9 protein-coding genes and 1 pseudogene are annotated in these 11689 nt (G+C 71.0%); 4 read left to right on the top strand and 6 right to left on the bottom strand.

What is annotated here, in order from left to right:
• Positions 1-420: 420 nt before the first annotated feature.
• The 5 genes from B1H29_RS34750 to B1H29_RS34730 all read right to left on the bottom strand — a co-directional run bounded on the left by B1H29_RS34750 (position 421) and on the right by B1H29_RS34730 (position 6939).
• A complete protein-coding gene (locus tag B1H29_RS34750; RefSeq protein ID WP_055420172.1) occupies positions 421-1458 on the bottom strand; it encodes a GDP-mannose 4,6-dehydratase in 1038 nt (345 codons plus the stop codon).
• Positions 1459-1786: 328 nt separating this feature from the next.
• Positions 1787-3619: a glycoside hydrolase family 2 protein gene (locus tag B1H29_RS34745; protein WP_055420173.1), complete on the bottom strand. Its 1833-nt coding sequence runs from the start codon at positions 3617-3619 to the stop codon at positions 1787-1789.
• Positions 3620-3689: 70 nt separating this feature from the next.
• Positions 3690-4589, bottom strand: coding sequence for a carbohydrate ABC transporter permease (locus B1H29_RS34740; protein ID WP_055420174.1), 900 nt, complete (start codon positions 4587-4589; stop codon positions 3690-3692).
• Between the two features lie 2 nt (positions 4590-4591).
• Complete coding sequence (locus B1H29_RS34735) at positions 4592-5542, bottom strand: carbohydrate ABC transporter permease (RefSeq protein WP_055420175.1); 951 nt, start codon at positions 5540-5542, stop codon at positions 4592-4594.
• Between the two features lie 23 nt (positions 5543-5565).
• On the bottom strand, positions 5566-6939 hold the full coding sequence (locus B1H29_RS34730) for an extracellular solute-binding protein (RefSeq protein WP_055420176.1): 1374 nt from the start codon (positions 6937-6939) through the stop codon (positions 5566-5568).
• A 144-nt stretch (positions 6940-7083) separates the two neighbouring features.
• On the opposite strand from B1H29_RS34730, the gene B1H29_RS34725 reads away from it, so the two are divergent.
• Complete coding sequence (locus B1H29_RS34725; RefSeq protein WP_055420177.1) at positions 7084-8139, top strand: LacI family DNA-binding transcriptional regulator; 1056 nt, start codon at positions 7084-7086, stop codon at positions 8137-8139.
• A 20-nt stretch (positions 8140-8159) separates the two neighbouring features.
• Here B1H29_RS34725 and B1H29_RS37775 read toward each other — a convergent pair.
• Positions 8160-8330 (bottom strand): annotated as a pseudogene (locus B1H29_RS37775) (hydrolase); the annotation flags it as partial.
• A 166-nt stretch (positions 8331-8496) separates the two neighbouring features.
• Here B1H29_RS37775 and B1H29_RS34720 point away from each other — a divergent pair.
• From B1H29_RS34720 to B1H29_RS34710, 3 genes are all read left to right on the top strand, one after another.
• Positions 8497-9984, top strand: a complete 1488-nt coding sequence (locus B1H29_RS34720; protein ID WP_055420178.1) for an NCS1 family nucleobase:cation symporter-1 — start codon at positions 8497-8499, stop codon at positions 9982-9984.
• Between the two features lie 47 nt (positions 9985-10031).
• Entirely contained in the window at positions 10032-10757 is a 726-nt protein-coding gene (locus tag B1H29_RS34715; protein ID WP_055420179.1) for an aspartate/glutamate racemase family protein, read from the top strand.
• Between the two features lie 165 nt (positions 10758-10922).
• On the top strand, positions 10923-11585 hold the full coding sequence (locus B1H29_RS34710) for a GntR family transcriptional regulator (protein ID WP_055420180.1): 663 nt from the start codon (positions 10923-10925) through the stop codon (positions 11583-11585).
• Positions 11586-11689: the final 104 nt, after the last annotated feature.

Genomic DNA, 11689 nt, shown 5'->3' with positions numbered 1-11689 from the left:
TTCAACGCAACCCATCTGGAAAAGACCGGCGGACGGCTGGTGGTCCGGCGTGGGCACCGGATGTTCGGGACGGCCGTTCGACACCGGGACGACCGGGATCCTGGTAGGAGGGGGGCGGTGGCGGGAGGCACCGGGGCGGCGGCGGGACCGGCGCGGAAGGTCACACGCGGGGGCGGCCGGGCCGCGGCTCCCGCCGGGGGCCGCGGGTCCGGGCCGGTTCCCCGGCCCGGCACCGCGCGGGCACCGCACGGGGCTCCGCTCCTCGGGAGCGGGCGCCCGGTGCGGGTGGCGTACACACGGTTTCGCGGACCATGCGCCCAGTGTCGGCGGGAACGCCTGCGGAATTCCCTAGTGTGTGCGGGGGCCCGGGCCCGGCCGGGCCTACCGGTTACCGGCGCGGGCCCGGTGGGGCCGTCGGGCCTACCAGTTCCCGGCGGCGGCGACCAGTCGGCTGTAGTCCCGGTCGCGGGAGGCCTGGCGCAGGTCGGACTCGACCATCATGCGCATGAGCTGCTCGAAGTCGGCCTCGGGTTCCCAGCCCAGCTCCCGGCGGGCGTTGCCGGAGTCGGCGCACAGGGTCTCGACCTCGGCGGGCCGCACGAGGTTCGGGTCGACGACGACGTGGTCCCGCCAGTCCAGCCCCACGTGTTCGAAGGCGATCCGGGCCGCGTCCCGGACCGTGTGCATCCGGCCGGTGCCGACGACGTAGTCCCCGGGCTCCTCCTGCTGGAGCATCAGGTGCATGGCGCGCACGTAGTCGCCGGCGAAGCCCCAGTCACGCTCAGCGTCCAGGTTGCCGAGGCTGAGTTTGTCGGCCATGCCCAGTTTGATCTGGGCCACGGCCAGAGTGATCTTGCGGGTCACGAACTCGGCGCCGCGGCGCGGTGACTCGTGGTTGAAGAGGATGCCGGACACGCCGTACATCCCGAAGGACTCGCGGTAGTTTCGGGTGATGTAGTGCCCGAAGGTCTTGGCCACGCCGTACGGGCTGCGCGGGTGGAACCGGGTCGTCTCGCTCTGCGGGCTCTCGGCGACCTGCCCGAACATCTCGGAGGAGGACGCTTGGTAGAAGCGGATCTGGCCGCGGGCGGCGCCGCCGGAGGACTTGCTGAGTCCGCTGACCATGCGGATGGCCTCCAGCATGCGCAGCACGCCGGTGCCGTTGACCTCGGTGACGAGTTCGGGTTGCTGCCAGGACATGGGGACGAAGGAGATGGCCCCCAGGTTGTAGACCTCGTCGGGCTGGACCAGGTCGACCGCCGAGACCAGGCTGCCCTGGTCCATCAGGTCGCCGTCCACGAAGGACAGGCCGGGGATGAGTTCCGCCGTCCGGTCCTTTCGCGGGTTGGCCTGGCCCCGGCAGAGCCCCCACACCTGGTAGCCGAGGCCCAGCAGGTGCTCGGCCAGGTAGGAGCCGTCCTGCCCGGTGATTCCGGTGATCAGTGCGCGCTTGGACATCTTTCCTCTTTCCACCGCCACGGAGAGGACCGGTCGGGTGGGGGTCCGCATCCGCGGGCCGGACGCGGCGGCACCCGAGGCGAGATGCGCACGCTCCGGCGGAGGGACCGGACCGTCGGCCCCTCCGCCGGACCACGAGACGCACGGCCTGCTCTCACGAGCCGTCCTCGTGGAAGCCATGCAAGCACTGCGGGGGCTAAGGAATTTGCGAGTCTTCCGGAGAGGTGCCGACGGCGGGCCGGCGGCACACCGTCGCAAGTCGGCGCGAATCGCTCAGGGGGTGCGGTGCCGGAGCGGGCGGTCCGTGGCGGGCCCGGACCGCCGGCCGTCACGCCCGGTGCTCCGGCTCCTCCTCCTCGATCGCGGCCGGGCGTAGCTGGGCGGCACGGATGCGCGCGATGTCCAGTTTGCGACCCCGGTCGAAGCGGTAGAGGCCGTTCTGTTCCTGGAAGACGTCGGTCAGTTGCGTGTAGCAGTAGCCGAACATGCCGCGGTCCGACAGCAGTACTTCGGTCAGACCGGCGAACCGCTCGTGGAACTCCGCCTCGTCGCGGACGCGTTCGCCGTAGCCCCAGGACTCGGTGCGGTCCTCGCCGGAGCGGTCGGCGGCCGCCTCGGGGTCCCACCAGATGCCGCCGAACTCGCTGACGAAGTACGGCTGACCCCGGTAGGGCCGGGAGTACGGGGTGCCGTTCTCGTACGCGTTGACGAAGGGGGCGTCCTTGGCGAGGCCGGACATCAGCTCCCGGAAGGCGGCCGGGTCCTGTTCGTAGTTGTGGGAGTCGTAGACGTCGGTCTCGGCGACCCGGTGGGCGTAGCCGGAGGCGTCGATGACCGGCCGCGTGGTGTCCATGGCCTTGGTGGCCAGGAACATCGCGCGGGTCACGTCGTCGAGTACCGTGATGCGGTCGTGGAGCTTTTGGTAGGTCTCGTTGAGCGGGCACCAGCCGATGATCGAGGGGTGCGAGTAGTCGCGTTCGAGCGCCTCCAGCCACTGGCCGACGTAGGAGGCGTCGGGCCGCTGGTTGTCGCCGGAGGAGCCGCCCGTCTCGCAGCCCCAGTCGCCGAACTCGCCCCAGACCAGGTAGCCGAGGCGGTCGGCGTGGTAGAGGAAGCGCTCCTCGAAGACCTTCTGGTGCAGTCGGGCCCCGTTGAAGCCGGCTTCCATGGCCAGCTCGATGTCGCGCACCAGGGCCTCGTCGGTCGGAGCGGTCATCAGCCCGTCCGGGTACCAGCCCTGGTCGAGGACGAGGCGCTGGAAGACCGGGCGTCCGTTGAGGAGGACGGCCTTGCCGCGCAGGCCGACGGCGCGCAGGCCGGCGTAGCTCTGGGCGCTGTCGACGATCCGCCCGGCGGCGTCGAGGAGCTCGAGACGCAGGTCGTACAGGTGCGGGTCGCCGGGGCCCCACTCCCGTCGCCGGTCGTCCGGCACCGGCAGGTGCAGGCGCGGGGCGAGGTCCAGGTCGGCGCGGGCCTCGGCGCGGCTCACCTCGCCCCCGGCGTCGGCCAGGACGGCGCGTACCCGGTGTCCGGGCCGGTTGCCGGACAGCGGCAGTTCGAGGTGGAAGGCGGAGCCGGCCAGGTCGGGGGTGATCCGGGGGCGGCGCAGGTGCAGGTCGGGGACGGGCTCCAGCCAGACGGTCTGCCAGATGCCTGTCACCCGGGTGTAGTTGCAGTCGTGGTTGGCGTACTCGACGGCCTGCTTGCCGCGGGCCTGCGGGCCTGACTTCGGGTCGCGGGCGCGGACGGTGATGACGACCTCCTCCCCCGCCCCGGCGATGTCGCCGAGGTCGGCGGTGAAGGGGGTGAAGCCGCCGCGGTGCCGGGCGACCTCCTTGCCGTCGGCCCACACGGTGGTGTCGTGGTCGACGGCGCCGAAGTGCAGCAGTACGCGGCGTCCGGCCCAGGCCGCCGGAAGGGTGAGGGCGCGCCGGTACCAGACGGCCTCCAGGAAGTCGGTGTCCCCGATGCCGGACAGTTCGGACTCGGGCGGGAAGGGTACGAGGATCTCGCCGTGCAGCTCGCGGTCGAGCAGGCCGCGCTCGAGTCCGCTGTCGCCCCGGTCGGTCTCGAACTGCCAGGCGCCGTTCAGGTTGAGCCAGTCGCGGCGCACGAACTGCGGTCGCGGGTACTCCGGGCGCGGTGCGGAGTGAGTGGGCACACATGCTCCAGTCGATCGGTGGGCCGGCGCGGGAGCGCCGGACCCGTGTCTACAGCGGGTGGAACGAGGGTCAGGAACCGCCGAGGCCGGTGGTGGCGACGGAGTTGACGATGCGGCGCTGGAAGAGGAGGAAGAACACGATCAGCGGCAGGGCCGCCAGCAGGGCGGACGCCATGGACTGCGCGTACTGGATGCCGTAGGCGTCCTTCACGGTGGCCAGGCCCACCGGGAGGGTCATCAGGTCCGGGTCGTTGGTCACGATGAACGGCCACATGAAGTTGTTCCACGCCCCGATGAAGACGAAGATCGCCACGGCGGCCACGATCGGCCGGGAGAGCGGCAGCACGATCGACCGGAAGACGCGGAATTCGCGGGCGCCGTCGATCCGGGCCGCCTCCTCCAGTTCCTTGGGGATGCCGTCGAAGAACCGCTTGAGGATGAACACCATCATCGGGGCGACGACCTGGGGCAGGATGACCGCCGCATAGGTGTCGACCAGGTTGAACAGGAGCATCTGCTCGAACAGCGGCACGACGAGCAGTTGCGGCGGGATCATGATGGCGGCGACGGTGACGGCGAGCAGCGCCCGACGGCCGCGGAAGGTGCCGCGCGAGAAGCCGTACGCCGCGAGGGTGGAGACCACCACCGTGATCAGCGTGACCAGTGCGGCGATCAGGAAGCTGTTGAAGGCCCAGACGGACACGTTGCCGCGCTCGAGTATCCGCTGGTAGGCGTCGAGGGTGAAGGCGCCCTTGAACGGTGACAGACCGGGGGTGGAGACGTCCTTCTCGCTCTGCGCCGACGTCACGATCGCCCACAGGAACGGCACCAGCCACAGGGCCGCCAGGACGGCGAGCGCCGCCCCGGCCAGGACGCGGGGCAGCCGGCCGTGGCCGAGGAGCAGGGGGGCGCCGGCCGTTTCGCGGGGTGGACGGCGCCGTGTGCGGACGGTGGTGGCGGTTGCGGACACGGTCAGTCCTCCTGACGGAAGAGGCGGAGCTGCACGAGCGAGACGACGATGACGAGTGCGAAGAAGAGGTAGGAGATGGCGGAGGCGTAACCGAGCCGGTAGCCGGTGAAGCCGACGTCGTAGACGTACTCCAGGACGGGCCGGGTCGAGCCGTTGGGGCCGCCCTTGGTGAGGATGTAGATCTGGTCGAACACCTTGAGCGACGCGAGGACCTGGAGCATGGCCACCAGGACGGTCGTCCTGCGCAGTTGCGGCAGGGTGACGGACCACAGGCGGCGCCAGGCGCCGGCCCCGTCGAGCGCCGCCGCCTCGTCGAAGGTCGGGGGCAGGGACTGGAGGGCGGCGAGGTAGAGCAGGAAGTTGAAGCCGATCGTCCACCAGACGGTGAGGGCGGCGACCGACCACATGGCGACGGACTCGTCGGACAGCCAGCCGACCGGCTCCAGTCCGAACGTGGTGAGCAACTGGTTGCCGAGGCCCAGGTCGGGCTGGTAGAGCCAGGTCCAGATGAGGGTCACCACGGTCACCGGCAGCAGGTAGGGGGCGAAGAACGCCAGCCGCCACGCCCACTGCCCGGCGAGCCCGCTGTGCACCAGCAGCGCCATCGCCAGCGCGATCAGCACCAGCGGCACGCTGGAGATGACGGTGAACACGACGGTGTTGCCGAGGCTGCTCCACACGTCCGGATCGCCGAGGGCCTCGGCGTAGTTGTCGAAGCCGACGAAGCTCGTGTCGCGCAGGGCCAGTGAGCTGTCGGTGAAGCTCATCCACAGCCCCTGCACGATCGGCCACACCATGAAGAGGCCGAAGACGAGCAGGAACGGCAGGACGAAGAGGAACCCGGCTCCCGGGGTGGTGCGCGTCCGGCGCGGGGTGCCGCGACGGCGGCCCGCGGCGCCGGCGGCGGGTGGGCCGGTCTGCGCCTCGGTGCCGAGGGGTGCGGTGGTGGTCACGTCTCTCACTCCTTCGGCTCTTCTCAGGCCACCGGGTTGGGCTGCCGCAGCAGCGCGTCCGCCTCGCGGACCATCTGACGCACCGCCTTGTCGGCGGAGGTGTTGCCCAGCAGCGCCGACTGGAGCGGCTGGCACATGCGGTTCTGAAAGTTCGAGCCGGCGCCGACGAACCAGTTGGGCGGGTCGAGCACCGCCACTTCCGCGGCGTCGGCGTAGGAGGACTGCGGGGTGAGGGCGGCGTACTCGGGCTCGGCGAGCACGGGCTGGTAGGCGGGGATGTGTCCGGCGCTCGCCCAGGTGAGGCTCTGCTTGAGTATCTCGGCGACGTACCGGTGGGCCTCGCGGCGCCGGGCGGGGTCGGGGTTCTCCTGGTGGGGCAGGACGAAGCTGTGGCTGTCGGTGTAGACGGCCGGTTCGTCGAAGACCTGGGGGAAGGAGGCGGCGCCCAGCGGGATACCGGTCTTCTTCAGCGTCGGCAGCTCCCACTCCCCCAGCATGGCCATGCCGCCGCGACCGCTGGTGAAGGCGGCCAGCGCGCTGTTGTAGTCCAGGTTGTTGGGGTTGGTACGGCCGTCGAAGAGCTGCATCATGAAGGTCACGACGCGTACGGCGGCGTCGGTGTCGATCCGCGGGGGCCCGCCGTCGGGCAGGGTGAACTCGGCGCCGGTCTGCGCGTAGAGGGCGGCGAACAGGCGCCAGTTCTGCGCGGTGTCGGTGACGTGGCCGAACAGGATGCCGGCCTCCCCCGTCGCCTCGGCGAGGGCCTTGCCCGCGTCCAGCAGGGCCTCGGGCGAGCCCATCGGGGCGAGCTCGCCCGAGGAGTCCAGGAGGCCGGCGGCGTCCGCGGCCTCCTGGTCGTAGAAGACGATGAAGGGGTGGACGTCGAGCGGGATCGCGTAGACCGTGCCGTCGAGCTGGGTCCGCCCCCAGACGGCGGGCGTGAAGTCCCCGCTCGTGACGCCGAACTCGGCGAGCAGGTCCAGGTCGAAGGGGTCCACCAGGCCGCCGGGCGCGTAGCCCGCCAGCCGGGACAGGTGCATGGCGGCCACGTCGGAGGCCCGGCCGCCGGCCGCGGACATGGCGAGCTTGGTGTAGTACGACGGCCCCCAGTCGAGGATCGTGCGGTCCACCTCGAAGCCCCTGGCGTCCCCGGCACCCTGGGAGACGGCCTCGATCATCTCGTCCATCAGCATGCCGTCGCCGCCCTGGAACAGGTCCCAGACGCTCAGCGAGGAGGTGCCGGAGGCGGAGGCCGGTGAGGCGCAGCCGGACAGCGGGCCCGCGGCGAGCAGGGCTCCCGCTCCGGCCATGGTGTGACGCAGTAGCCGGCGGCGGCTGAGGCGGCGTACCGGGTCGGAGGCGGTCGGCACCCCCTGGGCAGGCAAACGGGAACTCATCGCGGACCTTTCGACGGCCGGACGCTGATGCGGTGGCTAGTTTTTACATCGATGTACATTGGCTGTAAAGAGCTGGGACCTGGGTTGGAGGTGATCGTGCGCCGGGACATAGACTCGGGCAGCGCAAGAGGCAGGGAGGTCTCGGTGGCACGGCCCAGGATCAAGGACGTCGCACGTCACGCGGGTGTGTCGGAGAAGACGGTGTCCAATGTCATCAACGACTACGCCCACGTCTCCGACCGGACCAGGCAGGTGGTGCGCGAGGCCATCGAGCAGCTCGGCTACCGGGTGAACCTGGCCGGCCGCCACCTGCGCAGGGGCCGCACCGGCATCATCGCGCTCGTCGTCCCCGAACTGGACATCCCGTACTTCGCCGAGCTGGCCCGGCATGTGATCCGCGAGGCCGAGCAGTGCTCCCTGACCGTGCTGATCCATCAGTCCGGGGCGGACCGCGCCCATGAACTGGCGGCACTGGCCGGCTTCGGCTCCGCGTTCGTGGACGGGATCATCCTGAGCCCGCTCGCCCTGACCGCCGACGACCTGCGCGACCGGGCGGGCGCCCCGCCCACCGTGCTGCTCGGCGAGCTGCTGGAGGAGGGCGCCGACCACGTGGCCATAGACAACGAGAGGGCCGCGCGCGAGGCGACGACCCACCTGATCGGTCTCGGGCGGCGCCGCATCCTCGCCGTCGGCGGGCGTGACGACTCGGGTCTGGGGACGGCCGAGGCTCGCACCCGCGGCTACCGTGCCGCCCTGTCGGAAGCGGGTATCGCCTACGACCCGGCCGCCCTGCTGCCGGTCGGTTCCTTCAGGATGCCCGACGGCGCGCGGGCCGTGGCGCGGGCGCTGCGGGACGGCGTGCGGCCCGACGCACTGCTCTGCCTCAACGACCAGTTGGCGCTGGGCGCGTTGCGCGCCCTGCACGAGCACGGCGTCAGCGTGCCCGGGGACGTCGCCGTCATCGGCTTCGACGACGTGGAGGGCGGGCGGTTCAGCGTACCGACGCTGAGTACGGTGGCCCCCGACAAGGCGGCGGTGGCCAAGGTCGCCGTGCAACTGCTCCAGCGCCGCATCGAGGAGGCGACGGGACCGGACGGCGCGAGCGACGGGGCCGGTTTCGCCGTGCTGTCGCCCCAGGACCGCATCGTGGCCCACCGGCTCGTCCTGAGGGAGAGCACGGAGGGCCACGAGCGGCACTGAGGGGCCGCCGGCCGGGTGCGTCAGTTCACGTGGACCTCGGCACGGTCGACGCTCACGAAGGACGCCCCGGACCGGGAGTCGTGCTCTCCCGCCACCCGGATCCGCAGGGTGTGGTCGCCGTGCGCGAGGCACGGACTGACGTACTGCACCGCCCCGCCGACGCGGACGGGGTCGTGGAAGTCCACCCGCTGCCGTCAACAGCGGCCCACCCCGCTCCGGTGGTCCAGAAATGGTATTCCATTTTCCGGCGAACCTCTTGACGGTGCTGTTTGGCGAAAACTACGTTCTGTTCATCGGAACGCCGCTTCCGCTTTGTGGAACTCTCCAACTCCCCGCACCTGATCCCAGGAGTCCCGTATGACTGCCCTGGAAGACCGCCGCTCTCCCGCGAAGGCCGGCGACGCCGCTCCCGGCTCCGGTCTCTACACGTACGACCTGGCCCCGACGAAGCGGGAAGGCCGGCGCTGGGGCGCCTACAACGTCTTCACGCTCTGGGCCAACGACGTCCACAGCCTCGGGAACTACGCGTTCGCCATCGGGCTGTTCGCCCTCGGACTGAACGTGTGGGGCATCCTCGCCGCCTTCGCACTCGCGTCGGTCCTGCTCTTCCTGCTCCTCACGCTGTCCGGATTCATGGGGCACAAGACCGGCGTCCCCTTCCCGGTGATGAGCCGCATCGCGTTCGGCGTCAAAGGGGCCAAGCTCCCGGCCGCCGTCCGGGGCGCCGTCGCCATCGCCTGGTTCGGTATCCAGACCTACCTGGCCTCCGCGGTACTGAGCACCCTGCTGGTGGCGATGTTCCCCGGCCTGGCCCGCCTGGACACGAACAGCCTGCTCGGTCAGTCGACGCTCGGCTGGATCACCTTCCTGGTCCTGTGGGCCCTGCAAGTGCTCATCGTGAGCTACGGGATGCAGATGATCCGCCGCTACATGGCCTTCGCGGCGCCCACGACGCTGCTCACCATGTGCGCCCTCGCGGTGTGGATGTTCGTCCGGGCGGACGGATCGATCTCCCTGTCCACCGGTGAACCGCTCACCGGCGGCGCGATGTGGCTCCAGGTCCTGCAGGCCGCCGCCCTGTGGGTGGTGATCTACGGGACGTTCGTCCTGAACTTCTGCGACTTCACCCGGTCCGCGAAGAGCCGCGGCTCCATCGTCCGCGGCAACGTCGTCGGCATCCCGGTGAACATGCTCTTCTTCGCCGGCATCGTGGCGGTCCTCAGCGGGGCCCAGTTCTCTCTCGACGGACACGTCATCACCAGCCCGACGGACATCGTCAGGACCATTCCCCACATGTTCCTGCTGGCCGTCGCCTCGCTCGCCCTGATCGCCCTGACGGTGGCGGTGAACCTGCTGGCCAACTTCGTGGCGCCGATCTACGCCCTGATCGACCTCTTCCCGCACCGGCTGGACTTTCGCAGCGCCGGCCTGGTGAGCGCGGTCCTGGGGCTGGTGATCACACCCTGGAACCTCTACAACAGCCCCGTCGTCGTCAACTACTTCCTCGGTGGACTCGGCGCCCTGCTCGGCCCCCTCTTCGGCGTGATCATGGCGGACTACTGGCTGCTGAGGAAGTCCCGGGTGAACGTGCCGGCCCTCTACACCGAGGAAGCGGGCGCCGAGTACCACTACCGCCGCGGCTACAACCCGCGGGCGGTCGCCGCCTTCGTCCCGAGCGCCGCCATTGCCGTCGTCGTCGCCCTGGTGCCCTTCTTCCACGCCGCGGCCGGGTTCTCCTGGTTCGTCGGCGCGCTCATCGCCGCCGCGCTCTACGCGCTCATCGCCGACCGCGCCTCGCCGATCCGCGACGTGGACGGCGAAGCCATCGCCGTCGCCGCCGAGTAGGTCCGCCGTCGCCGCGTCACACCCCACCCGAGCGGAAGGGCCCGCCCATGCGCATCCTCGTGGTCAACGTCAACACCACGCAGTCCATCACCGACGCGATCGGCAAGCAGGCGGCCGGCGCGGCCTCTCCCGGCACCGAGATCGTTGCCCTGACGCCCGCCTTCGGCGCGGAGTCCGTCGAGGGCAACTACGAGAGCTACCTCGCCGCGATCGCCGTCATGGAGACCGTCCGGGCCCACCCGGAACCGTTCGACGCGGTGATCCAGGCCGGGTACGGCGAACACGGCCGGGAAGGGCTGCAGGAACTCCTCGACGTCCCCGTCGTCGACATCACCGAGGCCGCGGCGAGCACCGCCCAGTTCCTGGGCCGCCGCTACTCCGTCGTCACCACCCTCGACCGCACGGTGCCACTCATCGAGGAGCGGCTGCAGGTGGCCGGACTGGGCGCCAGGTGCGCCTCCGTACGCGCCAGCGGACTCGCCGTGCTGGAACTCGAACGGGACGAACAGGCCGCCGTGGACGCCATCACCGAGCAGGCCGCCCGTGCGGTCGAGGAGGACCGGGCGGAGGTGATCTGCCTGGGCTGCGGAGGCATGGCCGGTCTCGCCGAACGCGTGGCGGAAAGAACCGGTGCGCCCGTGGTGGACGGGATCGCCGCCGCCGTCACGATCGCCGAGTCACTGGTGCGGCTCGGTCTGTCCACGTCCAAGGTGCGCACCTACGCGCGACCGCGTCCCAAGCAGATCGTCAACTGGCCCCCGAAGGCCGGCTGAGACCGCCGTATCCCGTCCCTCCTCCCTCGTCCCGAGCCCGGCGGCTGCCACCCACCGGCCCCACCGGCCCCACCGGCGGCGGGGTATTCTGACGGGCCGCCCGACCGACGCTCCGCACCGGCGCGGTCGGCGAGCCCGGTACGGGAAGACAGACGAAGGACGGCGATGGCTGCGTCAGAGGGCTTCACGCCCGAGTCCGAGCGGGTCACGCGGCGACTGCGTGACGAGATCGTCGACGGTGCGCGGAGGCCGGGCAGCCGCCTGGTGGAACGGGAACTGGCCGAGGCGCTCGGCGTGAGCCGGCTGCCCGTCCGGGAGGCCCTCAAGACCCTGGTGTCCGAAGGCCTGGTGACACCGCGGCCCCGGTCCTGGGCGGTGGTACGGGAGTTCACCACCAGCGACATCGCCGATCTCGACGAGGTGCGGTCGGGCCTGGAGACCCTGGCGTTCCGTCTCGCCGCCCAGCGGCACACCCGGGCCGGGCTGGAGAAGCTCCGCGCCACGGTGGACACCGAACTGGAGGCGGCCCGCGCGGACGACGCGGTGCGGGCCCGGCGGGCCGCCGCCGACTTCCACCAGACGGTCATCTCCCTGGCGGCCAACGAACTGCTCAACGAACTCGAGCGCGTCCTGCGCAGCCGGCTGCGGTGGCTCATGGGCCAGCACGACGACCTGCTGGGCGTGGCGCTGGAACACGAGGCCCTCTACCAGGCCATCGCGGAGCGCGACGTCGAGCGCGTACAGGAGCTCGTCCTGCACCACCTGGCGACCAGCCGCAGCGCCGCCCTGGGCCACCACGCGCGGGAACAGGAACGGGAACAGCCTTAGCGCGGTCGGCGGTGGCTCGCCGTGAAGCGGGACGGCGGCGTGCCGAAGGCGCGCGTGAAGACGCGAGTGAGGGCCGCGGTGAACGCGGCGGGAGACGGGTAGCC

This window comes from Streptomyces pactum, from assembly GCF_002005225.1.
GTDB lineage: Bacteria > Actinomycetota > Actinomycetes > Streptomycetales > Streptomycetaceae > Streptomyces > Streptomyces pactum_A.
Note: the sequence above shows the minus strand (reverse complement) of the source record. Positions and strands in the feature narration are given on the sequence as shown.

Bases quoted from the DNA above. Each gene is read 5' to 3' on its own strand.
- B1H29_RS34710 (WP_055420180.1), top strand. From the start codon at position 10,923: ATGGCTGCGTCAGAGGGCTTCACGCCCGAGTCCGAGCGGGTCACGCGG.
- B1H29_RS34715 (WP_055420179.1), top strand. From the start codon at position 10,032: ATGCGCATCCTCGTGGTCAACGTCAACACCACGCAGTCCATCACCGAC.
- B1H29_RS34720 (WP_055420178.1), top strand. From the start codon at position 8,497: ATGACTGCCCTGGAAGACCGCCGCTCTCCCGCGAAGGCCGGCGACGCC.
- B1H29_RS34750 (WP_055420172.1), bottom strand. From the start codon at position 1,458: ATGTCCAAGCGCGCACTGATCACCGGAATCACCGGGCAGGACGGCTCC.
- B1H29_RS34730 (WP_055420176.1), bottom strand. From the start codon at position 6,939: ATGAGTTCCCGTTTGCCTGCCCAGGGGGTGCCGACCGCCTCCGACCCG.